We start from the raw sequence: 24497 nt of genomic DNA, 5'->3' as shown, positions 1-24497 counted from the left end.
ATTCCGCCCGATCACTATCACTGCTTATCTTCGTGGAACGGCTCGATGGTCTCACGTCGGCCGTACATGAACGCATCCGCCACATGCCGCAACGGCGCGACGTCCACATCGGACTGACCGTTTTTGACCAGCTCGGCAAAGCGGGCATACAGGCCGGGATACTCTTCATCCGGACCTTCTTTTTCAAGCTGATCATCGATGTAGAGTTGGCTGCCGCCCTTGGACAGGGTCAGTTTGCCTTGATCGGTCTCGACATGAATGTCCCATGTCTGCGGTCCCGTTTGCAGGAAGTCCAGGTCGGCCTGAATGGCTGCACCGCGCTCATAACTGAATTCCAGCTGCGCACGAATCGGCGTCTGGCAATTCTCCGGAACCTGCAACGCTGCCTGCTTGAGAAAAAACGGCTTGGGCAGGATTTCGGTCACGATGGAAAAGGCGTTGATGGCCGGGTCAAAAATGCCCATACCACCCGGCTCCCAGATCCAGGTTTGCCCCGGGTGCCAGACGCGTACATCTTCTTTCCAGTTGACCTGCACGGCTTTGATGGTTTTATCGGCCAGCCAGGCTTTGGCCGGAGCCACTCCTTGAGCATAACGGGAGTGCCAGCTGGCAAACAGGGTCTTGCCCGCGGCCTTGGCCTGCTCCGACAGTGCCTCGACCTCACTGAGGGTTGCCCCAGGCGGCTTTTCAAGAAATACATGCTTGCCATGGGCAAGGGCCAGTTGAGCCTGTGCATAGCGTACGGCTGGCGGTGCGCAGAGGGAGACGGCGTCCAAATCCGGCACGGCGTCGAGCAGCTCTTCAAGGGTCTTGTAGTGAGCTACGCCATCAAGAGAAGCATTACGGCTGGCGACAGCAACGAGCTGATAGTCAGGATTTTTTTGCAAGGCTGGCAGGTGTTGATCCTGGGCAATCTTGCCGAATCCGACGATGGCGATTTTGATCATATGATTTTCTCAATCCTTTTTTCAAAGCGCATGAGAAAGCGCGCCTTTATTCTTGTTCACGGCCTGTGCAGTTTCGCATTCGTCATACGAATTTCAAGCACCAAAAGACTTAACCGCCACATTTGACACGTTACTCTGCAAGGCAATCCACGCTTTGAGATTTGCACCCTGGCGCCCCTTGCGCCACATGAGCCATGTGGTGGCCGTGGCGAAACGGGCCTCGAGCGGATGGCACGCAACGCGGTCGCGCCCGGGCAAGCTATCCAGCATGGCCTTTGGCATCATGGCAACGCCACCGGCAATCACGCAGGCCAGCATGCTGTGATAGGACTCGATTTCCATGATAGGCCCCATGGCACCGCCTGTCGCCGCAAACCAGGCCTCCAGCCTCAACCGGTAAGAGCAACCGGTTCGGAACGTAAATACAGGACGCCCTGCCACATCGGCTGCTGAATGTACCGGAGGATGATCAGCTCCGGTCACGAGCACCATGGGCTCCTCGAACAGCGGAACGCCTTCCAGGCCGTCATGCCGGGCAGGCCCATCAACCAACGCAGCATCCAGCCGTCCTTGCAGCAATCCATCGATGAGCTCGCCGCTGGGACCCGTCTGCAGTTGCAGCTCTACACTGAGATACTGCTGATGGTAGGCCGCAATCATGGCCGGAAGATGAATAGCGGCAGTACTGTACATCGACCCCAACACAAAGGCGCCCGCCGGTGCACCATCCTGCACGGCCGCTCGGGCCTCGTCCGCCAAGGCGAATAATCGCTGGCTGTACCCCAACAGTACCGTACCTGCCGGAGACAAATGCAGCCGCTGACGCTCGCGCTCAAACAAATCCACGCCCAGCTTGTCTTCAAGCTGACGCAGGCGCGTCGATAGATTGGAAGGCACCCGATTCAACAGCTCCGCTGCACGGGCAATGGATCCTGTTTCAGCCACCGCCTGAAAAATGCGCAGTTCAGCCAGCTCCATAACCATTCTCTTTAAGTGAACAACCCATTCTTATTTATTCAGTTTTAGAGAACCTTAACAAGCCCTACCCTATATACATCAATCAAGAATCTACATAGGGACTACTCATGACCGCCCTGCACCGCCTGCTTGCCTGCCTGGTCGCCCTGTCCGTTGCGATGGGCATTGGCCGCTTCGCATTGACGCCTCAGCTTCCGCATTTGATTGCGGAAGGCCAGATAGACCTGACAGCCGCAGGCCTGCTGGCTGCTGCCAATTACCTGGGTTATCTGGTAGGTGCATTGGACGCCTTCTTTGCTCGCCAGACCCGCTTCCGGCTCGTTGCCGGCCTGTGGTTATGTGTAGGGCTGACCCTTCTCTCGGTGTGGGCCGAAGGGTTCTGGCACCACGCCCTGCTTCGCTTTGGCGCGGGCCTGGCCAGTGCCTGGGTGCTGGTGATGGTTACCGGGCTCAGCCAGGGCGTAGCGGCACAGGCAAACATGCCGAAACTGGGCGCACTGGTTTTTGCTGGTCCTGGCGTAGGGATCGTACTGAGCGGCCTGCTGGCCCTGGTCACCAATCTGAACGGCCAGGGTTCGGCAACCCTGTGGCTGATCTATGCAGCGGTGGCGCTGGTGATGACTATCGCTGTACTGCCAGCCCTGCCGCGGGCGATTACTGCTCATGCAGTTACATCAACCAAGCCGATCTCGCCACGCATGGTCCGCCTGACAGCCGCCTATGCTCTGGTTGGCATGGGCTATATCGTTCCGGCTACATTTCTTTCCCAGATGGCTACGGCGCGCTTCCACGGCGAATGGGTAGCTGATCTGTTCTGGCCTGCCTTTGGTTTGGCGGCCGCACTGGGTGTGGTGCTGGCCAGCTTTCGTCGCCAGCGGCCCGGCGCCACAAGACGTTGGCTCATCGCGACTCTGTGGCTGCAAGCCGCTGGCGTCTTGCTATGCCTGCTACCCGGCATGAGTGCGCTGTTTATGGGTGTGCTGCTGTGTGGGGGGCCGTTCCTGGCCTCCATGCAACTGGTGATGCAGCATAGCCGTGAGTTGGCTCCAGAAACGCCTCACCGCAATGCCGGCCTGCTGACCGCTGCATTCGCAGGCGGCCAACTATTGGGTCCTCTGCTGGCGGCTGTCAGCAGCCATTTCAGTGGTGGGCTTGGCCCGGCACTCTGGATGGCGGGTGCCGGACTGATCGTGGCCGGAGGGCTGATGCTGCAACCAGCCCCTCAGGCCGCAACGCAGCCCTCCGCCAGCTGAGTTTCAATCGTCTTCGTAATCTCCGTAGCGCTCGTCCAGCATGCGATTCCAGCGATCCAAAAGGCGCAGCGCTACAATCGCCAGGATGGCAATGACAATCTTGTAAAGCTGGCTGTACCAGTCGAAGTTGGCCTCGCCTGCATCTGCCAACAGAGCGCCAATAAGCCGAACGCTGGCAGTCGACAACTGCAAAAAGACGATTAACAGCAAGGCAGCCCGTACCAGTTGAGGGCGGAACACTGCAAAGCCGGTGAACAATGCCAGACCGAATTGCAGGCCACCATAGAAGACCTGGGTTTCGGTAACCGAGGCGGAGTCCATGAGCAGCACTCCGCTGGCATTGGTCATTTCATAGGGCCTGAACCAATAGGCCAGCGCCAGACCCGCCCAGACCAGTGTCTGAACGATCAGAACCGCACGAGCAAAACGCGTGTAAAACATCCCCTGTTCTCCCTTGGGGTGTAGCCGCATGGGCCAAACCAGACAGATCCATTCAAAAAGCCAGAGAGCAACGAGCCTTCCGAACAGTCCTTAACAAGTAGAAGCACTTTGCACAGCGAAAGACCCAATGCCTCCTGCTCTTCGAGCGGCCGTGAGTTTATGCTGCCTGTATGCCAACCCGAAAGAGACCTTTACATGCGCCGCCTAGTTCTACTCGCCGCTTTGCTCGGCAGCACAGTTCACGCAGCCGAACCCTTGACGATTGACGTATACCGCGATCCCAACTGTGGCTGCTGTAGCCAGTGGATCAAGCATCTGGAGGCAAACGGCTTTGCCGTTCACGATCACATGGAACCCAACATGAGCGAACTCAAGGCCCGGCTGGGTGTACCGCCACGATTTTCGTCCTGCCATACTGGTGTGATCGACGGAACGTTTGTTGAAGGACACGTACCTGCCCACGACATTCTGACTCTTCGCCAGCGCCCTGACCTGCTTGGCGTAGCTGTACCCGGCATGCCCCTGGGTTCTCCTGGTATGGAGATGAGTAATCGGAAGGACGCCTATGAAGTGCTGGGGCTCAAAACGGATGGCAAGGATGAAGTGGTGTCACGGCACTAACGGCCCATGTCCCTTTCATAAACAGTACAACGCCTCCTTTATTGGATAAGGATCTGCAACCCTATGGCTTCCGAGACGCTCGGCTCTCCTCCTCTGGTACTTTCCATCCAGTCCCATGTTGCCTATGGCCATGTGGGCAATGCGGCGGCAACCCTGCCGCTACAATTGCTCGGCATTCAACCGGTCGTCGTCAACACCGTGCAGTTTTCCAACCATACGGGGTATGGCGAGTTCAAGGGACAGGTCTTTCCCCCTGAGCATATCCATGATGTGCTTGACGGGCTGAGAGCACGCGGCATTCTCGCGCGCTGTGATGCGGTCCTGTCAGGCTATCTGGGCGACGCCGCCATTGGTGAGGTCATCCTGTCCGTGGTACAGGAGATCCGAAAGAACAAGCCGGGCGTGCACTACCTTTGCGATCCGGTGATGGGCGACGTAGGCCGCGGCGTCTTCGTACGACCGGGGATTCCTGAGTTTTTGCGTCGACGGGCCATTGAGCAGGCCAGCCTGATTACACCCAACCATTACGAGTTCGAGCTGCTGTATGGAGCATCGCTGGCGTCGACAGAACATGCTATCCAAGCCGCTCGCGAGTTACTCGGCACGTCTGAATGCCCCGGCCCGGACACTATTGTCATAACCAGCCTGCGGACTCCAGATCTTCCACTTGACAAGCTCAGCACATTGGCGGTGACCGCTCGAAGTGCATGGATGGTACAGACCCCCTACGTTGAGCTGCAGCCGCTGCCTAATGGCATGGGCGATGTGTTTTCGTCCGTACTGCTGGGGCATCTGCTGGGGGGTCTCAGTACGCCTGAAGCCGTAGCCAGTGCCGTTAGTACACTCTATGCCCTGGTGGCCCGCACTACACCGGGTAGCCGCGACCTGCCCTTGATCGCAGCACGCGATCAGATCATGTCCCCAAGCGAGCACTTTGAGGCGATACGCCTGACCACCTGAGCCCTCTCATGATAAAGCCCGCATCAGGCGGGCTTTATCGGCGCTACGCTATCATCAGGGATTTTTGCCCGTGTTGGCAGCCGGCCCCATGCCCGGTGTTGAGCCTGCACCTGTGCCGTTAGTGTTGCTGTCCATTCCCATACCCGCCCCAGTGCCGGTATGGCTACCCTGGCTACGGTGCGTGCCATGATCCATGGTGTCAGGTCCTGTCTTCGAACCGGTGCTGTTATTCATGCCATCCGGGGTTGTGGTCCTCGCGCCTTTGCCATTGTTGGGTGAACTGCCAGAGTCGGCGCCTGGCGTCACATCATTGCTGTTCACGCTAGGGCTGGGTGTTACCGGCTCGGTCGGGGATGTCGGATCGGTCGGGCCGGTTTGAGCAAAGGCAGACGTGGAAAGCAGACCTGCCAACGCCGCTATAGCGAGTTTCTTGTTCATCGGGCACCTCCTGGCTCTTGTATGTGTGTGCCTAGGGTTTGGCATCAAGAGACTCAGGAGGTGCAGGTGCAGTGACCAGCGGTCAGGGAATGATCCGCTCGGCCCGCAGGCGATTGAACAGGTCGATGAAGGATGCCCGGCTGTCGTGATATCCCAGAAAGCCCAAGTCGCGGCTCTTGGTCATGTCGTTCAGGCATTCGATTTCACGTCCCAGGTCTGCATCGCTGTGCCACCAGGAGGCCAGCTTGCCTATGTCGGATTCGACGAGTTCATAGCGACGCGCCATCTCCTCCCATACCGGTCCGATGTCCTTCATCTGCTCTTCCAGCGGTTGACGCTCGTCTGGGCAGGGCGCAGCCTCCAGCTCGAAAAAGTCCGCGATCTGTGTCCACATCCAGCGCCAGCGAAATACATCGCCATTGACGGTATTGAGCGCCTGGTTCTGCCCGCTGGGCGACAACGCTGCCCACTCCATCTGGCGCGCCAAAAGACCGGCATCGGTGATATCCGTCAGGCCATTCCATTGCACCTTCGAGCCTGGGAATACAAAGGGACGTCCGGTCTCTTTGCAGATGCTTGCATAGATAGCCAGGGTCACGCCCATGTTCATGGCATTACTGCCACGCGCCATGCCGATCATGCTGTGAGAACGGTGCACGCTCCAGCTGAAGCCGCGGCGCTCAGCATGTTCAAAAAGGATGTCTTCCAGCGTGTAATAAAAGTTCTCGCCCGGCAGACGCGGGTGCTCCTCGCGGAATGGCGTCTCGGCGGCATTCTGACCATAGCTTTCGAATGGGCCCAGGTAGTGCTTGGTTCCTGTTACCAGCGCCATATGCTGAAGAGGCGCGTTTTCCAACGCCTTGCAGAGGTTGCGCATCATGGCACCGTTGGCCTCGACATTCTCTTTCTCGGTGTCGCGGCGGGTCCATGTACAGAAGAAGGCATGGGTAATGGGGAGATCCTTCAACGCGGCGGTCAGCGACTGCTCATCCAGCAGATCACCGGTCACAGGAATGACACCTTCCTGGTTTGAGGGCTTGCGAGCCAGGCCATACACCGTCCAGCCACTGGATATCAACACATTGGCCAGGTTGTAGCCGGAAATTCCCGTCACACCAACAATGAGCGCTGTACCTTTCAACATGAATATTCTCCACGATGGGGATGCCGGGCATCCGCATGAAACAAAGATGAGCCCTACCGACTACTGGCTTGGCATAAGCCGTCGCGTACACGTAGCCTTGTGGACTCACCTACCCTTGTTAGGAGCCCCTATGTCGCCATTGGTTTACTGGCATGTGGATGTTTTTGCGAATCGTCCGCTCGCGGGTAATGGGCTAGCCATCTTCCCGGATGCCTCGGGCCTGCCTGTCAGTACGCAGCAGAAACTGACCCAGGAGCTGCGCCAGTATGAATCCATCTTTCTTGAGCCACGGGCGCAGGCAAATACCTTTGGTGCACGTATCTTCACGATGGAGGAAGAGCTGCCTTTTGCCGGCCATCCGCTAATTGGAGCTGCCGCCCTGCTCCACCATCAGCATGGGCAGGCCGAGCAGGAAAGCTGGCGGATCGAGCTTTCGGAAAAAACGGTCACCCTGATGACCCACCGCGCCGCAACAGGCTATTACGCCGAGATGGACCAAGGCCTTGCCCAGTGGGGATGCCAGTTGGATCAGGCGCAGAGCCAGTGGTTTGCCCACGCCTTTTCACTACGACTGCGAGACCTTGATGCTGATTACCCGCCCATGGTTGTCAGTACCGGGCTTCCCTATCTGATCCTGCCGGTCAAAGGTAGCCAACTGGGCCGTGCGCGGATCGCAGCGCAGGATCTGGAGGCGCGTTTGCACGGTATTGGCGCGGCGTTTGTATATGTGCTGGATGTAGAACGTGGCGAAGGTCGCAGCTGGGATAATGCCGGCCTGGTAGAAGACATTGCTACAGGTAGCGCAGCGGGTGCAGCAGCGGCCTATCTGGTCCGCCACGGCTGCCAAGGCACTGGAAAGCCCTTCGTTATTCATCAAGGCGGTTTTACCGGGCGCCCCAGCCAGATGGATGTTTCTGTAGATGAACAAGGTGCCGTACGGGTAGGTGGACATGTTCACCTGCTGTCTCGCTCCGAGTGTGTGGTCGAACTGCGAGCTCGCCAAACGGCTGAGGGCTCGAGTCACCACGTTTCGTAACATTTTGGCGCACTCTGCCAAACGCCCGTGGTCTCACCCACAAAGCGTTCAAGCGAGGCGATGAGATGGATTGGGGTAAAGGGCGGCGTAGCGACAACGTTGAACAGGCCACCGGTGGCGGTGGCCGTGGGCTGCAAATCGGTGGTGGCCTCGGAGTTGGCGGGGTTCTACTGGTCGTGGTGTTCAGCCTGGTGACAGGCCAGGACCCGCTCCAGGTACTGAGCATGGTGACAGGTTCGGGCGGCGGAGCGCAGGTAGCCCAGCAAACCCAGGCGCCGGACGCCAACTCTAAACAGGTGGATTTTGTCCGCGCCATCCTGGGCGACACCGAAGACACATGGAGCGAAATCTTTGCGGCCCATGGAGAACACTATCAACAGCCCAAGCTGATTCTTTTCAACGGTCATGTGCAATCGGCCTGCGGCTCCGCCAGTGCCGCAACCGGCCCGTTCTATTGTCCGGCTGACCAGCAGGTTTATCTGGATCTTTCCTTCTTCGACGAGATGGAGCGCCGCTTCTCGGCAGCCGGGGATTTCGCCCGTGCCTATGTCATTGCCCATGAAATCGGTCACCACGTGCAGGACCTGGTCGGCACTACGGAAAAAATGCAGGCTGCTGAGCGCCGTGGCATGCCTGTCCAAGGTGCGCAGGGGTTATCCGTTCGCCTGGAACTGCAAGCCGACTGTTACGCCGGCGTTTGGGCAAATCATGCCCAGAAACGCCTACACTGGCTGGAGCCCGGTGATCTTGAAGAAGCCATCAACGCAGCCCATGCCATTGGTGACGACCGTCTCCAGGAGCAGGCTCAAGGGCGCGCCGTTCCCGACTCGTTTACCCACGGCACCTCCGAACAACGGGCCCGCTGGTTCAGGACCGGATTCGACAATGGTGCGGTAGAGCGCTGCGATACGTTTACAGCGTCTCGTTTATAACCTTGCAAAGGCGGGTACCCGATCGATCGGATCGGTACCCCTCTCTCAAGCCCGCGCGATGCGCTGCGCCAGTGCGAAACAGTCCACGGCATGATCATCAGCCAGCTCTGGCCAGGTATTCTCCGGTGCGTTGACCAATACCGTACGCGTACCGGCTGCGCGGCCACACTCCAGATCAATTCGATGATCGCCGACCATGACCACGTCGCTCGGCTGCACCTGCCAGCGCTCGATAAAATGCTGCAGCCCACCTGGATGCGGCTTGGGTGGCGCCTCGTCTCGCCCAAGCACTTCCGCCCGATTGAAACACTCGGCAATACCAATAGCTTCCAGCGTTACATAGGCCAACTCCTGAGCATTACGGGTCAGGATACCGATCCGGCAGTTGCGCGCACATAACGCCTTGATCAGCTCAACCGCCCCTGGGGCAGGCTTGGAACCCATAGCCAGCTCCCGCTCATGCTCAAGCAGCCAGGCATGCTTGGCCTTGCTGTCCGCCTCGGGCAAGGCGGCCAGGTAATGGAGGATATCAGCCTCAGGTGGTATCTCCAGGGCACGCCGAATGGCTGCGAAATCATGCACGGCAACCGTCAAGGTACCGTCCATATCAAATACCCAATGGGTGTAGTCACAAAGGTTCATGGTCTTCCTAAGTCAGAGATTGGGGAACTGCGCCGCACCTCTTTCCGTCAAGACAGTAGGTACTTCTTACGCAGGCGATGAATTCGCAATGAAGACGACAGTACACGCACTTTTGTTCGATGTGTTCGGCACCGTAGTTGACTGGCGGGGCAGTTTAATCGCCTCACTTGAGTCCTTTGGGGAGAAAAACGGCCTTAAAGCCGACTGGCCTGCCCTTGTCGATGCCTGGCGAGCTGAGGCCTACGGCCCGCTGATGGATGAGATTCGCGAGCGAACGCTACCCTGGACGCCGCTTGACGATCTGCACCGTGTGGCGCTTGAGGAACTGCTGCCCCAATACGGACTGGTTGGCCTGACCAAGGCTGAAGTGGACTGGATTCATCGCCTCTGGCATCGCCTCAATCCCTGGCCGGATGCCGTCCCCGGTCTGACTCGACTCAAGCAGGGCTATAGCATCAGCGCCTTGTCCAATGGCAACGTTGCCATGTTGGTCAATATGGCACGCCACGGCGGCCTTCCCTGGGACATGGTATTCGGCGCGGATCTGTTCAATCACTACAAGCCTGATGCCGAATGTTACCTCGGCGCCTGCACCCTGCTGGGCCTTGAACCTGAGCGAGTCATGCTGTGTGCGGCTCATAACAATGACCTTCAGGCAGCCAGTGAGCTGGGTCTGCGGACGGCCTTTATTCAGCGCCCTCTGGAAAAAGGACCAAAAGGTTCGATCGAACAGCCAGCCGACGGCTGGGATCTGGTTGCCAGTGACTTGCAGGATCTGGCCGATCAGCTAGGAATGAAAACAACAACCCACGAGGATGAACCATGACGCTGACCGTTGCCCTGATCGCCCCAGGCTCCATGGGCGCTGCTGTGGGCCGCTATTTGCGCGATCACGGCCTGGATGTCTGCACCACCCTGGCTGGCCGCAGCGTGGCTACCCGCGAGCGCGCCGCAGCGGCAGGGTTGCGTGAGGTCGAACAGGAACAGCTGGGTGAAGCCGATATTCTGCTCTCCATTGTGCCGCCGTCCGAAGCCTTACCGTTGGCGCAAGAGCTGGCCCCTATATTGGGCCGCATGAAAAAGACCGTTTATGTGGACTGTAACGCTATTGCTCCAGCCACCGTCGAGCAGGTCGGTCAGACCCTTACCGATGCAGGATGCGCCTTCGTCGATGCGGCCATCTTTGGCACGCCTCCTTCGCCTGAACGAACGTGCCCCTCCTTCTATGCTTCAGGCGAGCATGCCGCTCGATTTGCCCAGCTCAACGACTATGGCCTTCCGGTGAAGGTATTGGAAGCGCCCATCGGTGCCGCGTCAGGACTCAAGATGAGTTATGCCGGTATCACCAAGGGGTTGACCGGCCTTATCGCTGCCATGGTGCAGGCTGCCGAGCGCAGTGGTTCCGGCCAGGCATTGCGCGATGAACTCAAATGCAGCCAGCCGATGCTCTACGAGTGGGCTAACGAGAAACTGCCCGACATGTACCCCAAAGCCTACCGTTGGGTAGCAGAAATGGAAGAAATCGCTGCCTTTGCGCAAAAAGACCGTCCCAGCGAGGCACTGTACCTTGCCATGGCACAGCTCTATTGGCGCCTGGCCGAAAACCGGGCAGCCGGCGCCGGAAACGATGTGGCAGAACTGGAAAAGTGGCTGGCGCGTTGAAGCAGTGGATTAACGGCAGCGCCGATGCTGATTACGTTGCCGGTTGTGCCACATAGCTAAGCACAAAGGTTACGACGCCACACGCATCCAGAGGCTCATCGCGACCGTAATTGATTGGGCGCGCCTGACGCCCACCCAACAGCAGGCGACCGCCTTGGTTGTCGTGCGTGAGTCGGCGTATTTCATACTGGCCGTTCACATCCATGATCACCAGATGCCCCGGTCGGCATTCTACTGCCCGATCGATAATTAGCCGATCTCCCGGATAGATCCCGAACTCCAGCAGGCTTTCATCATCCACCATCACCACCCAGATTGGTGACTCGTCCAACCCCACCAGCCTATCCAGCGAGATGGCGTTTTCTTCCCATTGACCCGCCGCAGACTGAAAGCCGCTGATCCGCAGAGAGTCCGCCTCGGGCAATAAATGGCGAAGCCGCTCGCTTCGCCCTAGTACGGTAATCGACATACCTTATGACCCAGATAACTGTATATGCGTACAGATACCAGAGCAGCAACCTCAGGTCAATCAAAGACTTAAACCGCAACCCAATGATCCAGATCTACCGCGCGATAACGCTGCAAGGGAGCCTGATAACCACGTGGCTTGATAGGGTCAGGCGTTTCGACGTCCTTGAGCAGGCTTTTAAAGTCCTTGCGGTGATCTACATCCGGCATGGGCACAGCAGCCAATAGCCGCCGCGTATAAACATGTTGCGGATTTCCAAGCACTTGATCACGCTGACCGATTTCAACGATCTGACCGCAAAACATGACCGCCACACGATGACAGATACGCTCGACCACTGCCATGTCGTGGGAAATAAAGACGTAGCTCAGCTGATATTCCCTCTGCAAGCGCTCCAGCAGATCGAGCACCTGTGCTTGTACGGACACATCGAGCGCCGATACGGACTCATCCGCAATGATGACCTTGGGGTTGAGCGCCAGCGCACGGGCAATACAGATACGCTGCCGCTGTCCGCCCGAAAACATATGCGGGTAGCGCTCCATTGCCTCAGCCGGTAAGCCAACCTGATCCAGCAATTGGGCGACACGCCTCTTACGGGCCGCAAGATCGCCTTGTCCATGAATAAGCAAAGGCTCGCCTACGAGATCCAGGATTGTCTTGCGCGGATTGAGGGAGGCGTACGGATCCTGAAAGATCATCTGGATATCTTGCCGCACCGGCTTGAGCGCATTGCCGACAAGCCCATTCAACTCCCGCCCCATGAGCTTCACGCTGCCCTCGTAACTCAACATGTTCATAAGCGCTCTGCCGGTCGTGGACTTGCCGCAGCCGCTCTCCCCTACGATTCCCAAGGTTTCGCCCTGGTGCAGATTGAAGCTTACGTTTTCCACCGCGTGAACGTTGCGAGCTTCCTCGAACCAGCCGCCCCGCAGCGGAAAGCGCACGGTGAGGTCTTGAACCTCCAGCACTACTGGCTGCGTTGCTCGCGATTCAGGTTTGGCGGCTGTGCCCAGTACCGGCACGGCCGCCAGAAGCTTTTGCGTATACGCTGCCTTGGGCGTCTTAAAAAGCTCGCGTACCGGTGCCCGCTCCTCCATCACGCCCTGATTCATCACCACGACCTCATCGGCCATTTCCGCCACCACGCCCATGTCATGGGTGATCATCAACAGCGTGGTGCCAAACTCGCCCTGTAACTCGCGCATGAGTTCAAGGATCTGGGCCTGAATGGTGACGTCCAGGGCTGTGGTAGGCTCATCGGCAATCAGCACCCGCGGACGGCAGAGCATCGCCATGGCGATCATTACCCGTTGCCGCATTCCGCCGGACAACTCGTGGGGATATTGCGTAAGGCGCTTTTCCACCTGGGGTACACGCACCGCGTCGAGCATTTCACGGGCACGCTGCCGCGCCTGACCACGACTCACCGCCTCATGTCGATGTACCGTCTCCTCCAGTTGCTGGCCGACGGTCATCAATGGGTTGAGCGACGTCATGGGCTCCTGAAAGATCATGCCGATGTCCTTACCCCGGAGCGCCTGCATCTGCCGCTCGGGCAGATCCAGCAGATTCTGTCCCTCGAAAAGGATAACGCCGCTGGGCAATCGCGCCATCTTGGGCAGCAACCCCATGATGGCCAGCGAGGTGAGGGATTTACCACTGCCGGACTCTCCGGCGATACACAGGGTCTTGCCACTGTGCAGGGCAAAGCTGAGGTCATTCACGACGCGCCTGCTACCAAACTCGATGGACAGGTGCTCGACCGACAGCAAAGGCCGGGGTGTCTCGGCAGTCATGGCATTACCTCAGTTGAAGACTACTTTGGGGAAGTAGAACGAGACCACCCAGTTCGGCATGTCCACCACTTCACTGATTCGCAGATCACCGCAGACCGAGCACAGCATGTAGGCTTGCTCGGCCGGCATGCCGTGTTCACGGCAGAGCCAGTCGATTGTGCTACTCACCGCCTGGCGAGCCGCATCCATCAGGTCAGACGCGACGCCGGTAAAGGCCTCGTACCCCATGGCATCCAGGTGACGGGTTACCGGCCCTGGCGTACTGAAGCGCGGTGCGGCCAAGGGAGTGGACTTGATAAGGTCCAGCTTTACCACCACATCCATGGCACTCTCGATGGCCGTCCCACAGACCTCGCCATCCCCTTGGGCCGCATGGGTATCCCCTATTGAAAACAGCGCCCCCTCCACCTCCACGGGCAGATACAGCGTAGTGCCGGCGGCCAGATCGCGGATGTCCAGGTTGCCTCCCACGCGACGGGGCGGGACGATGGAGTGCAGCCCTGGCGCAGCCGGAGCAACGCCAAGGGTGCCTGCAAACGGCTTGAGCGGGACTTTGCCGAACTGGCCGAACGCAGCGGGTGCCAGGCTCTCCTTATCGTAATGCCACAAGGCCAACGCCGGTTCCTTGAACTGATCGGCCAACAGGCCAAAGCCTGGAATATTCGCGGTCCAGCCAAAGCCGCAAGGCTTGAAGCTGTCGATCGTCACCTTGAGTACATCACCCGGCTGGGCACCTTCGACAAAAATCGGCCCGGTAACCGGATTGATCTTGTCGAACGGCATCGTGGACACATCGGCGGCGACCGACTGCGCGTTGAAGTAGCCGTTGGAGGAGTCATGGCACTGAAACTCCAGTTCGGTTCCGGGCGCTACTCGAGCCGTTGGCTCGAAGCTGTTGTCCCAGCCGAAATGGCTGTTGATGCTATGGATCGTTTTAACCAAGCAGTTCTGGCACATTCACTTCACCCAGATATAGTCGTAGTTGACGGGGACGTGGACAGGGTCGACATACAGCGCATCGTCACCTCCCATGCGAGCAGATCGCACGGTAAAGCGCTGCTCGTTGAAGATCGGCACCCACGGCGCATCGGCCATGACATCGGTAAAGATCTTTTTCCATAAGGCAATCCGCTCGGCCTGCTGCTCGGGTCTGGCCATCGAATCAGCCCTTTTCGCTTCGGCATCCAGCGCCTTGTTGCAGTACAAGGCCCAGTTCCAGCCACCCGCTACCGCTCCCTCGCACCCCAGGATAGGACCGTAGAAATTCGATGGATCGGGGAAGTCGGCGATCCAGGCCATACCGCCCGACCACACCATAGGTGCCTTGTCTTTCTCGCTTCCTGCCGCAATCACGTTGGCCTGCGCCAGGGACTTGATCTGTGCACGAATACCCACTTTGGCCAAATCCTGCTGGATGGACTGGGCGATACGTGGCTGCGGGTCGGTATTCATCACATACAGCTCGGTATCGAAACCGTTGGGAAAGCCTGCATCGGCCAGGAGCTTCTTGGCGCCCTCCACATCGTAAGCATAGCCCTTGTACGCAGCGTCATACCCGGGCATGGCCGGCGGCAGTGGCTGGTTGGCCGGCTTGGCGCGACCATTGATGATGCGAACGATCCGGTCCTTGCTGATCGCCATGTTTACGGCCTTTCGAACCTCAAGTTTGTCGAACGGAGGCAACGTGGTCTTCAGCGTGAGGTATCCCGTTTGTAACTGGTCACCGATGACCATCAGCTCCTTCTGCTGCGGGTTATTCTTGAATTGCAGAAATTGCGCGGGGGGCACACCATCCCCGGCGATGTCCACTTCACCCTTTTGCAGGCGCATCAGGGAGACCGTCGGGTCCTGGCCGATCTCGAACTTGATGCTATCCAGATACGGTACGCCAGCATGGAAGTAGTTCGGGTTCTTCTTGAAGACCAGCTGCTGGCCCAGTTTCCACTCGGCCAGCTCGAAGGCACCGGAACCTACCGGATGCTTGCCGAAGTCAGCGCCCCACTGTTCGACCGCCTCTTTCGGAACGACCGAGGCGAAGTTGATCGCCATGATGTGCAGGAAGGTAGCGTTAGGCTGATTCAGCTTTATCTTGACGGTGTATTCATCAGGCGTCGTGACCCCGCTCAGCGTCTGGCTCTTGCCAGAGGTCATGTCTTCATAGCCCTGGATGGACGAGAAAAATCCGGCGCCCGGACTCTGGGTTTTCGGGTTGACGGCCCGCTCCAGGGAATATTTCACGTCGCTGGCCTTCAACTCGCGACCATTATGGAATTTGACGCCTTTCTTCAGCGTAAAGGTGTACTCGGTGCCGTCATCGGAGACGGTGTACTGTTCAGCCAGTGACGGGACCAGCTCCGTCGTGCCGGGCTTGTAGTCGACGAGCCTGTCAAACAGGCTTTTAATCATGGACCAGTTTTGCCAGTCGTAGCCAATGGCTGGATCCAGCGTCGCCACATCGTTCTGATAGGTGATGACCGCCTCGCCGCCCGTCTTGGGTTCGGCCGCCAGCAGGTTGCCAGCGAACAGCGTAGCCGCAATGGCCAGGGATAAAGCGTTCCTTCTCATGCTCCTGCCTCTTTTTAGATGTCGTTAGTGCTTTTTCACATCGATACGCGGATCAACCAGCGGAATCACCAGATCAGCCAGCAGATTGCCTACGACAATCGCCACGGCCGAGACGGTCGTAACGCCAACAATGACGGGAATGTCCACTTGCTGAATGGCCTGCCAAGCGAGCTGACCAATGCCAGGCCAGCCGAACACTGACTCCACGACCACCAGCCCACCCATAAAAATGCCGATATCGATTCCGATCATCGGAATGATTGGAACGATGGCATTAGGCAGCACATGGCGAAACACCACACGCAGACGACTCAGCCCCTTGGCCCGCGCCGTCCGAATAAAGTCCTGATGCAAGGCCTCGATCATGGAAGAGCGCACCATCCGCGAGTACCAGCCGCTCCCCAGGAGCCCCAGTGTCAGAGCAGGCAACAGAATATGGCGAAACTCGCCATACCCGCCCATGGGAAACCAGCCAAGCTTTAAAGCAAAGAAGTACAGAAAAAGCATGGCGGCGATGAACTGGGGGGACGACACGCCTATGAAGGAAAAGGCCATGAGCAGGCGGTCGGCAAACGAATCCCGCTTGAGCGCGGCGATAATGCCCAGGCCGATCCCGATGATCAGCTCGAACAGGATGCCCATCCCCATGAGCTGCAGCGAAGGCACAAGACGTGAGCCGATCAGCTCAGAGACCTCCGAGCGCTGGATAAAGGAGCGCCCCAGGTCGCCGTGTAACAGCCCTTTCAGGTAGTTGAAGTATTGCTGGTAGAACGGTAGATCCAGCCCCAACTGATGGCGAATGTTCTCGACCACCTCGGGTGTCGCGCTGCGCCCGGCGATCTGTCGCGCCGGATCGGCCGGCAGCATGAACAGGAGCAGATAGGTAATCAGCGTAACCCCTAGCAGGATCAGCAATGCGTACGCCACTCGGCGGGTCATGAAGGTCAACATCAGCCTCTCCCCTTCAGCGTCGGATCAAGGGCATCGCGCAACGCGTCACCGACCAGATTGAACGACAGCGACAGCAGTACGATGGCCGCCCCGGGAAACAGCACCAGCCAGGGCGCTGACGTAAAGTAGGTCTGACTTTCAAAAATGATGTTGCCCCAGCTGGGTGTTGGCGGTTGAACCCCCACACCCAGAAACGACAACGTAGCTTCCAGCAATACGGTGGTGGAGATGCCCAGCGTGGCCCAGACCAGAATCGTAGGGACCAGATGCGGTAATAGGTGGGAAAACAGAATGCGCATGGAGCTTGCACCCAGGGTACGCTCGACCTCAACGAAATCCCGCGCCGACAGCGCCACGGTTTCCGAATAGATCACCCGGGCGATCTGCACCCAGTTCACCATGGCGATGACCAGCGCCACAATCCACACGCTGGGCTGAAAGATGGCCGCCAAGGCGATGGCCAGCAGTAGCGCCGGAAAAGCCATCATGAGGTCGGTGAACCGCATCAGAATCGTTCCGAGCCAACCGCGTATGAAGCCCGCCGCAAGGCCGACCAGCGTGCCGATCAATACGGCAATCCCATTGGCCAGTACGCCGATGAATAAGGAGGTTCGTGCGCCATAGAGCAGACGCGACAGCAGATCACGGCCCAGCAGATCCGTTCCCAGGTGATACGTCGCGTCCGGCGGTAATGGCGCACCTTCCAGGGTCAGCCCCTCGATGAACTGCTCAGAAGGATCATAGGGCGCCACCCAGGGCGCCAGTACAGCCAGCAACACGATTGCCACAATGAACAGCAATGCGATCACGACGGAGGGCCGACGGTACAAAGTGGCTACGCCCGTCATGAGCGAGCCTCCCTTGCATCTTGCCGATGCGCCTGGGTCAGATCCAGGCAGATCTCTTCCAGGCTCCGGTTGGTTTGCATCGAAAGGTGACGGATACGCTCGTAGGCCTGGGTTTCAGTGATCTCCAGCTCGACCATCAGCCAGGCCAGCGCCTGAGCCACGAGGGGGCGGCTGTCCACCTTGTCTTGCAGACCTACGACTTTCTGCTGCTCATCACGCAGCCGGTCGCGCAGCCCGATGGCCATCATCAGCGTGGTATAAACCGAGCCCTGCGTGATGGGCTTGTTCAGCATCGCAGTTGCGCCTAACTCCAGCGCACGCTGAATTTGTGACAGCGTCTCGTGCTGGGTCAGTGCGATGATCGGCAGAGCGCGTCTATTCGCCTCGGCCAACAGCTCGGGGCTGGCGAACTGATCCAGCTCCACGACCAGCGCCAATACATCATTCAGGCCGGTTTCGGCATCCTGCGCCACGACCGACGCCGCAACACCCAGACGCTGCAGGCTTTTTTGCAGACTCGCCTGGGCGCGCTCATCACAATCCACCAGCAGCAAACGGGTATTCTCGAAATCGGGACGCTCAAGCAGAGTCATTTGACGATCCTCAAATGGCGGGACGGTACGGCGTGCCGCCGGGTACGAAATACGCTGAGGTCAGTCGCCGTCAGGTACGGGTCCGCCTCACATAATGTGGGCTCGACATGCCGGATCACGAAGCGCTCGTCTTCAAGCTCGGCGATGTAGCATGGCAGGCTGGTGTGGTTGTTGCGGGGCGATACCTGTAGGTCGCCCAACGCTGTTTTCACCGGTGCGGCATACAGGGCTTTGCATACCTCGGCTGGTGTATCGTTGCTGCCTCTCTGGCAGGCCTCCGCCAGCAGATACACTCCGGCGTAGGTACAGGCGTAATAGTGTGAATAAGGGTGCGGCCCATGCCGACGGCGTTGGCGCAAGCTGAACACCGGGTCCACTGCCTCGAAGTAAGGACCGCAGGAAAACAGCCGCAAGGCCTGCATGCGTCCCAGCTCGACCAGCTCCCCTTCGGTAAAGTTGCAGCTGAGCACCGGCAGGCGCATATCACGCTCGACGCACACCTGGTCCAGCTGCTGCAAAAAGGCATAAGAAGATTCGCCAACCAGGTTGTTCAGTACGAACGTTGGCCGACTGGTGAGTAAACTTTCGATCACCTCGCCAAACGCAGTAATGCCCAAGTGGAAATACTTCTCACCACAAGTGACGCCACCCGCTGCCTCCATGATTTCGCGGGCAATGCGGTTGCTTTCCCAACCCCATACGTAGTTGGAGCCAATCAGCATGGCTCGGTCACCAAATGCCTCGATGGCAAAACGCAGCAGGGGAATCAACGTCTGGTTAGGACAGCCCCCGAGGTATAAGACGTTTTCGCTGCTTTCGAACCCTTCATAAGGGCATGGAAACCAGAGCAGACTGTTGCGCTGCTCAAGATCAGGGATGATGTCCTTACGGCTGGCCGAAGTGATAGGCCCGAAAATGTGTCGGACTCCCTGTGCATGCAACTCAGCCAGCCCTTCACTGTAGCGCTCTGGTCTACCTTCGGGGTTGAAATGATGCAGACGAAGCTCAAAGTCCAGGTGACCGCTTTCATTAAGCTCGGCAATGGCATGCTCTGCACCCGCTAGGGCATTCCGGCCCATACGCCGGTAAGTGCCGTCGGTAGAGAGTAAAGCGCCAATCGATACCACCTTACGGTGCATTTTTTCGCTCCAAAAAAAAGCCCGAACAGGTGTCGTGAAACACGTGTTCAGGCTTCGTTACCCGGGCGCATCGGGGCGCATAAAGAGTCAAGGCTTACAGGCACATCGCCATGCTTTGTGAAATAGATAAGAAAAAATGATGCCAACTCTCCTTCTATCAGGGAACAAGGGCTCTAGCTCGCGCTCTAACCGCTTGCCTCCTCTGATGACGTGCACCACTTTCAGGCATGATCAGACGGGAAGGCCCTGATTCGGAGCGTTTCCATACTTGGAAAGTGTTTCGAAAGGCCCCATTCATTAGGGCTGACAAATAACGCAATACATTAAGAATAGGTGACAAGACCGTTTAGGCCTTATATAAATAGGGCTTAGCCTGATGGCCGTTCAGTATCTTTTCAACTTGGCCATCGACTCGTGCGGTCAGTAGCAATACACGCTCGCCCTGAGCTTGTATCAACCGCCTTGACTACAACAAATAGTGAAGATTTAAATAAAGTGACGAAAGAAGAACTTCGCGCCGAACTGGAACGCCAGGCCCAGCGCTTTCAAAACATCTATGGTGGTGAAATCACCACATACGCGGCTCAATCAACTCCTGACCGTAAACCCTGGCGGAAACGTCCCAGCGTCATGGACCGGGTCTACGAAGCGGAAGTGCAGAAGATCGCTGAACAAAAAGCTCAGTCCGAGCAGGACGTTCACGAACAGGAAGCCTGACCGGCAACTGTTGTCTACCAAGACTAGAAGGCGCTCGCCTCACTTAATGACAAAAGAGGCATTGTCATGCCTCTTTTGTCACTGCCTTTACACTGATCCCTTTGCCGACACGCCAATTGAGCTGACGGCTACTCGACTTATTTCTATTTCCTTTAACCCGCCTGAACTCCCTATCAGGGCTATCCAGGCAGACTCGAAGGAAAAGAATCAGTGCTGATGATGATGCTCATGGGCGTCAGGCGCGTCATCCTGAACAGCCACCTGTACTTCAATATTGCCTGCCTTCTCGAAATGCAGCGTCAGCGGAAAACGCTGTCCTGCAACCAGAGGCTGCTTGAGCCCGACCAGCATCAGGTGATTACCCTGAGGCTCCAGGCGCAACTCGGCACCGGACGCGATCTCGGCCCCCTGCTCCATATGGCGCATGCCCATCATCCCATCCTTGTTGATAGTGGTGTGCAGTTCGGCACTTGCTGCGACAGGCGAATCAGCGCTTAACAGTCGATCCGCCTGCTTACCGTGATTGTGCACGACAAAGTAAACCGCTCCGGTGGGCGCCCCGGGAGGCGTAGCGCGTGACCAGGGATGATCAATATGCAGCTGGCCCGTTTCATATTCATGTGCCATGGCATAAGGCGTGAGAAGCAGTGCAGCAACAAGACTCAACAAAATACGCATAAAAATACCTTACAGGCGTCAGACGCCAGCGTGAACAAAACAGAATTACCGTGCCGTCGAGGCACCTAAAATATCGAGTTGCTCAAACACCTGCGGGCGGCGCCCGGGTCATGGCCCCTATAAAAACGGGCAGCCGCGCAAAGCCCCGTGCAGCCAGGCCCAGGTATGCCGGGCTGTCATACAGTGTGCGCGGCGGACGTATGACGAATTCAGATGAAAGCGGCGGATTATTGAACAGCAGATCGCAATAGCCGCATTTCTCCCAGACATACACCCAGTGTGGCGTCTGTGTAATCTGCAAGGTATTCGATACGGACGGCTGCTTGTCCAGAGAATGGGTCATGCCATCGTGATGATGCTCATGCCTGTGGACGTGATGGGCTGCCAGAGCCTGGGACACCACCGGTGCGACAAAGGCCATGGCCATGGCAAACAAGCCAAGCCAGGCAAAACGTCGCGGGCGCCTCTGCGGTATCACGTATCAGCTTCCAGTCTCAGTGAGTCATTATGGTCGCATGTTTGATATTCCCAAGCGACCAGACATCCGAACCATCGCTCGGACACCCTTTACGCGCATCAAAAAATAATCCAACAAACCCCTAATTTTTAACTTTTTATTGCTTTAAAAAGCATCTGGCGATGATTTATACCAATTTTTTAAACATGCTTGCCATTCAAGGCATTCCTCACTAGTGTTGAGGGTATGACTACTTCACATACCCTCATCCTGCTACGGCAACACGCCTGCCTGCGTCTGGTCAGTCCGCGACTGCGACCCTGAACTCGACACACATCGAATTCACTTGCCGCAGTGCTTTCTAGCGCCATGACCGGCAATTCAACTATGGCGCCGCTCTTACGGTCGCGGAAAGAAACAAGAACTAAAGGATTATTCTCATGGCCATGCTCAACGATCCGTCCAAGAAATACCGTGCATTTCCCACTATCGACCTGCCCAACCGCACCTGGCCGTCCAAGACCATTACCGAAGCGCCTATCTGGCTGAGTTCGGACCTGCGTGATGGAAACCAGTCTCTGATCGAGCCTATGGACAGCGAGAAGAAAATGCGTTTCTTCAAGACGCTGGTGCAGGTAGGCGTAAAGGAAATCGAGGTAGGCTTCCCATCAGCCTCGCAGACCGATTTTGATTTTGTCCGTGAGCTGATCGAAAACGGCCACATTCCGGATGACGTTACCATTCAGGTATTGACCCAGGCGCGGGAGGACTTGATCGAGCGCACCTTCGAGTCGTTGAAAGGTGCCAAGCAGGCAATCGTGCACTACTACAATGCCTGCGCGCCCAGCTTCCGTCGCATCGTCTTCAACCAGGACAAGGAAGGCGTCAAGGCAATTGCCGTCAATGCCGGTCGTGTCATCAAGCGCCTGGCTGATGCCAATCCGCAGACGCAATGGCGTTTCGAGTACTCACCTGAGGTATTCAGCTCCACGGAAACGGATTTTGCCGTCGAAGTATGCAATGCCGTGATTGACGTTTTTCAGCCGACGCCACAAAACCGCCTGATCCTCAACCTGCCCGCCACCATCGAGGCGGCCACGCCAAATGTCTATGCGGATCAGATCGAGTGGTTCTGCCGTCATGTCAATCGTCGCGACAGCGTGCTTGTCAGCCTCCATACTCATAACGACCGCGGTACTGGCGTTGCAGCCAGCGAGCTGGGCCTGATGGCAGGCGCCGATCGTGTCGAGGGCTGCCTGTTCGGCAATGGCGAGCGCACCGGCAACGTGGACCTTGTGACACTGGCTCTGAATCTTTATACCCAGGGAGTCGATCCCAAACTGGATTTCTCCGACATCGATGCCGTGCGCAAGGTGGTCGAGGAATGCAATCAGTTGCCGGTTCATCCCCGCCATCCCTACGTGGGTGATCTGGTGCACACGGCGTTTTCGGGCTCACACCAGGATGCCATCCGCAAAGGCTTCGTCCAGCAGAAGCCGGACACCCTGTGGGAAGTACCCTACCTGCCGATCGACCCCGCCGACATTGGTCGCAGCTACGAGGCGGTCATTCGGGTCAACAGCCAGTCCGGCAAGGGTGGTATCACCTATCTGCTTGAGCAGGAATATGGCATTACCTTACCGCGTCGGATGCAGATCGAATTCAGCCAGGTCGTTCAGAAGGAAACCGATCGCCTGGGACTGGAAATGACGGCACAGCAGATTTACGACCTGCTTGATAACGAGTATCTGAAGGCCGTTTCGCCTTACCAGCTCAAGCGCCACCGCCTGCAGGAAGAGAATGGTATCAGTGCGGTCAACGTTGAAGTCATGGCCAAGGGTGAAACCCAGCATTGGCAAGGCACCGGCAATGGCTCACTGGAGGCGCTGGTGTCAGCGTTGCCGGTCCAGATCGAAGTCATGGATTATCATGAGCACGCCATTGGTGCGGGCGCCAATGCCAAGGCGGCAGCTTATATTGAGGTCCGCCTGGACGGCGGCCGTCCGTTGCATGGCATCGGCATTGACGAAAACCTGACAACCGCCAGCTTCCGCGCACTCTTCAGTGCCCTGAACCGCGCCGTCTCCCAGATACAGTAACGCCTTTGGCCCCGGTCAATGACCGGGGCCCCACCCTTTCGCTCCTCCTTCCTTACGCCCGCGTCCAGAACGATCCCTGCTCACTCTAGTCACACCTCCTTTGAGGTCTGTTCGCCGCTTGGCAGCGGACGGTCCTATCGTCGTTAAAAGGAGAACACCATGAGCACACGTCAACTCGGTCAATCCGGCCTGCACGTTTCTCCACTTGCCTTGGGTGGGAACGTATTCGGCTGGACGCTTGATGAAGCCAAGTCGTTCACTCTACTTGATGGGCTAGTCGACCACGGGCTCAACTTCATCGATACGGCTGACGTCTACGAGCGCTGGGTACCCGGCAATCAGGGCGGTGAGTCGGAAACCATCATTGGCAACTGGTTGAAGAAGAGCGGTAAACGCGACCAGATCGTTCTGGCTACCAAGGTCGGTATGGATATGGGGGACGGTAAGAAAGGTTTACGCGCCGACTATATTCAGCGGGCCGTAGAGGACTCCCTCAAGCGCCTGCAAACCGATCATATCGACCTGTATCAGGCCCATATCGACGATTCTGATACGCCTTTGGAAGAAACCCTGCAGGCCTTGGCCAAACTGGTCGAGCAAGGCAAGGTCCGCGCTATCGGCGCATCCAACTACAGTGCCGAGCGCCTACGCGAAGCGCATCAGATCGCCCAGCGTCTTGGGATTCCGGGTTATATCAGTCTTCAGCCTCACTACAACCTCTACGAGCGCGAGGACTATGAAAAGAATCTTGAGCCTGTGGTACAGGAATTGGGGCTGGGTGTGATCAGCTACTACTCATTGGCCAGCGGCTTTCTGACCGGCAAGTACCGCACCAAGGATGATATCAAGGGTGCCCGCAGCGATTCCGTGAAGAAATACATGACCGAGCGAGGCGTTACGATTCTGTCAGCTCTGGACGAAGTGGCTGAGGAGTATGACGCGACCCCAGCTCGTGTAGCCCTTGCCTGGCTTATGGCACGTCCCAGCGTCACGGCCCCCATTGCCAGCGCCACCTCTCTTGACCAGCTCAAGGAGTTGGCAGAGGCCACCCGCCTTCAATTGAGTGCCGAGGATATCAGCACGCTGGATCACGCCAGCGCGTACTGATATTTGGCGCTTCGAAAGACG

General features: G+C 57.7%; 26 protein-coding genes. 10 read left to right on the top strand and 16 right to left on the bottom strand.

Annotation, left to right across the window (positions count from 1 at the left end; translation table 11 throughout):
• Positions 1-17 precede the first annotated feature (17 nt).
• Both EAW52_RS07730 and EAW52_RS07725 read right to left on the bottom strand, forming a co-directional pair.
• On the bottom strand, positions 18-947 hold the full coding sequence (locus tag EAW52_RS07730) for a Gfo/Idh/MocA family protein (RefSeq protein WP_122042006.1): 930 nt from the start codon (positions 945-947) through the stop codon (positions 18-20).
• Positions 948-1040: 93 nt separating this feature from the next.
• Entirely contained in the window at positions 1041-1925 is an 885-nt protein-coding gene (locus EAW52_RS07725) for a LysR family transcriptional regulator (protein ID WP_122042005.1), read from the bottom strand.
• Positions 1926-2032: 107 nt separating this feature from the next.
• Between EAW52_RS07725 and EAW52_RS07720 the strand changes: the two genes are divergently transcribed.
• On the top strand, positions 2033-3178 hold the full coding sequence (locus tag EAW52_RS07720; protein WP_122042004.1) for a YbfB/YjiJ family MFS transporter: 1146 nt from the start codon (positions 2033-2035) through the stop codon (positions 3176-3178).
• A 3-nt stretch (positions 3179-3181) separates the two neighbouring features.
• Here EAW52_RS07720 and EAW52_RS07715 read toward each other — a convergent pair whose 3' ends face one another.
• Positions 3182-3619, bottom strand: a complete 438-nt coding sequence (locus EAW52_RS07715) for a DUF4345 family protein (RefSeq protein WP_010795223.1) — start codon at positions 3617-3619, stop codon at positions 3182-3184.
• Positions 3620-3814: 195 nt separating this feature from the next.
• On the opposite strand from EAW52_RS07715, the gene EAW52_RS07710 reads away from it, so the two are divergent.
• The gene (locus EAW52_RS07710; RefSeq protein ID WP_122042003.1) at positions 3815-4240 is read left to right on the top strand and encodes a DUF411 domain-containing protein; all 426 of its coding nucleotides are present in this window, start codon (positions 3815-3817) and stop codon (positions 4238-4240) included.
• Positions 4241-4303: 63 nt separating this feature from the next.
• A complete protein-coding gene (pdxY, locus tag EAW52_RS07705; protein WP_122042002.1) occupies positions 4304-5200 on the top strand; it encodes a pyridoxal kinase PdxY in 897 nt (298 codons plus the stop codon).
• A gap of 54 nt (positions 5201-5254) precedes the next feature.
• Here the strand turns inward: pdxY and EAW52_RS07700 are convergent, their stop codons facing one another.
• Positions 5255-5638, bottom strand: a complete 384-nt coding sequence (locus EAW52_RS07700) for a hypothetical protein (protein ID WP_122042001.1) — start codon at positions 5636-5638, stop codon at positions 5255-5257.
• An 82-nt stretch (positions 5639-5720) separates the two neighbouring features.
• The gene (locus tag EAW52_RS07695) at positions 5721-6779 is read right to left on the bottom strand and encodes an SDR family oxidoreductase (protein WP_218567942.1); all 1059 of its coding nucleotides are present in this window, start codon (positions 6777-6779) and stop codon (positions 5721-5723) included.
• A 133-nt stretch (positions 6780-6912) separates the two neighbouring features.
• Between EAW52_RS07695 and EAW52_RS07690 the strand changes: the two genes are divergently transcribed.
• Together EAW52_RS07690 and EAW52_RS07685 are read left to right on the top strand one after the other, a co-directional pair.
• The gene (locus tag EAW52_RS07690; RefSeq protein WP_122041999.1) at positions 6913-7818 is read left to right on the top strand and encodes a PhzF family phenazine biosynthesis protein; all 906 of its coding nucleotides are present in this window, start codon (positions 6913-6915) and stop codon (positions 7816-7818) included.
• A 65-nt stretch (positions 7819-7883) separates the two neighbouring features.
• Entirely contained in the window at positions 7884-8750 is an 867-nt protein-coding gene (locus tag EAW52_RS07685) for a neutral zinc metallopeptidase (protein WP_122041998.1), read from the top strand.
• A gap of 45 nt (positions 8751-8795) precedes the next feature.
• Here EAW52_RS07685 and EAW52_RS07680 read toward each other — a convergent pair whose 3' ends face one another.
• A complete protein-coding gene (locus EAW52_RS07680) occupies positions 8796-9392 on the bottom strand; it encodes an HAD family hydrolase (protein WP_122041997.1) in 597 nt (198 codons plus the stop codon).
• Positions 9393-9480: 88 nt separating this feature from the next.
• Here EAW52_RS07680 and EAW52_RS07675 point away from each other — a divergent pair, with 88 nt between their 5' ends.
• Both EAW52_RS07675 and EAW52_RS07670 read left to right on the top strand, forming a co-directional pair.
• Positions 9481-10218 carry a haloacid dehalogenase type II gene (locus EAW52_RS07675; RefSeq protein WP_122041996.1) on the top strand — a complete coding sequence of 246 codons (738 nt, stop codon included), beginning with the start codon at positions 9481-9483 and terminating at the stop codon, positions 10216-10218.
• Entirely contained in the window at positions 10215-11054 is an 840-nt protein-coding gene (locus tag EAW52_RS07670; protein WP_122041995.1) for an NAD(P)-dependent oxidoreductase, read from the top strand. The genes EAW52_RS07675 and EAW52_RS07670 overlap by 4 nt, the downstream gene beginning before the upstream one ends.
• Before the next feature lie 31 nt (positions 11055-11085).
• Here the strand turns inward: EAW52_RS07670 and EAW52_RS07665 are convergent, their stop codons facing one another.
• The 8 genes from EAW52_RS07665 to EAW52_RS07630 form a co-directional block, all read right to left on the bottom strand.
• Positions 11086-11523: a S24 family peptidase gene (locus tag EAW52_RS07665; RefSeq protein WP_122041994.1), complete on the bottom strand. Its 438-nt coding sequence runs from the start codon at positions 11521-11523 to the stop codon at positions 11086-11088.
• 68 nt (positions 11524-11591) lie between these two features.
• Positions 11592-13322: an ABC transporter ATP-binding protein gene (locus EAW52_RS07660; protein ID WP_122041993.1), complete on the bottom strand. Its 1731-nt coding sequence runs from the start codon at positions 13320-13322 to the stop codon at positions 11592-11594.
• A 9-nt stretch (positions 13323-13331) separates the two neighbouring features.
• Positions 13332-14279 (bottom strand): acetamidase/formamidase family protein, encoded by a 948-nt coding sequence (locus EAW52_RS07655; protein ID WP_122041992.1) that lies wholly within the window; start codon positions 14277-14279, stop codon positions 13332-13334.
• Positions 14280-15887 carry an ABC transporter substrate-binding protein gene (locus EAW52_RS07650; protein WP_122041991.1) on the bottom strand — a complete coding sequence of 536 codons (1608 nt, stop codon included), beginning with the start codon at positions 15885-15887 and terminating at the stop codon, positions 14280-14282.
• Positions 15888-15911: 24 nt separating this feature from the next.
• Positions 15912-16838 carry an ABC transporter permease gene (locus EAW52_RS07645; RefSeq protein WP_122041990.1) on the bottom strand — a complete coding sequence of 309 codons (927 nt, stop codon included), beginning with the start codon at positions 16836-16838 and terminating at the stop codon, positions 15912-15914.
• Positions 16838-17686, bottom strand: coding sequence for an ABC transporter permease (locus EAW52_RS07640; protein WP_122041989.1), 849 nt, complete (start codon positions 17684-17686; stop codon positions 16838-16840). The genes EAW52_RS07645 and EAW52_RS07640 overlap by 1 nt, the downstream gene beginning before the upstream one ends.
• Entirely contained in the window at positions 17683-18279 is a 597-nt protein-coding gene (locus tag EAW52_RS07635) for an ANTAR domain-containing response regulator (protein WP_122041988.1), read from the bottom strand. The genes EAW52_RS07640 and EAW52_RS07635 overlap by 4 nt, the downstream gene beginning before the upstream one ends.
• On the bottom strand, positions 18276-19418 hold the full coding sequence (locus tag EAW52_RS07630; RefSeq protein WP_122041987.1) for a transporter substrate-binding protein: 1143 nt from the start codon (positions 19416-19418) through the stop codon (positions 18276-18278). Before EAW52_RS07630 ends, EAW52_RS07635 begins: the two co-directional genes overlap by 4 nt.
• Before the next feature lie 495 nt (positions 19419-19913).
• Between EAW52_RS07630 and EAW52_RS07625 the strand changes: the two genes are divergently transcribed.
• Positions 19914-20135, top strand: a complete 222-nt coding sequence (locus EAW52_RS07625; protein ID WP_122041986.1) for a hypothetical protein — start codon at positions 19914-19916, stop codon at positions 20133-20135.
• Positions 20136-20342: 207 nt separating this feature from the next.
• Here the strand turns inward: EAW52_RS07625 and EAW52_RS07620 are convergent, their stop codons facing one another.
• Together EAW52_RS07620 and EAW52_RS07615 are read right to left on the bottom strand one after the other, a co-directional pair.
• The gene (locus EAW52_RS07620; protein ID WP_122041985.1) at positions 20343-20813 is read right to left on the bottom strand and encodes a copper chaperone PCu(A)C; all 471 of its coding nucleotides are present in this window, start codon (positions 20811-20813) and stop codon (positions 20343-20345) included.
• 82 nt (positions 20814-20895) lie between these two features.
• Positions 20896-21291, bottom strand: a complete 396-nt coding sequence (locus EAW52_RS07615; RefSeq protein ID WP_122041984.1) for a DUF2946 domain-containing protein — start codon at positions 21289-21291, stop codon at positions 20896-20898.
• Positions 21292-21710: 419 nt separating this feature from the next.
• Between EAW52_RS07615 and leuA the strand changes: the two genes are divergently transcribed.
• Both leuA and EAW52_RS07605 read left to right on the top strand, forming a co-directional pair.
• Positions 21711-23369: a 2-isopropylmalate synthase gene (leuA, locus tag EAW52_RS07610; protein WP_122041983.1), complete on the top strand. Its 1659-nt coding sequence runs from the start codon at positions 21711-21713 to the stop codon at positions 23367-23369.
• Between the two features lie 159 nt (positions 23370-23528).
• Entirely contained in the window at positions 23529-24476 is a 948-nt protein-coding gene (locus tag EAW52_RS07605) for an aldo/keto reductase (RefSeq protein ID WP_122041982.1), read from the top strand.
• Positions 24477-24497: the final 21 nt, after the last annotated feature.

It is taken from the genome of Pseudomonas sp. LTJR-52 (assembly GCF_003691465.1).
Lineage (GTDB): Bacteria > Pseudomonadota > Gammaproteobacteria > Pseudomonadales > Pseudomonadaceae > Chryseomonas > Chryseomonas luteola.
This window is presented reverse-complemented; position numbering and strand designations above follow the sequence as displayed.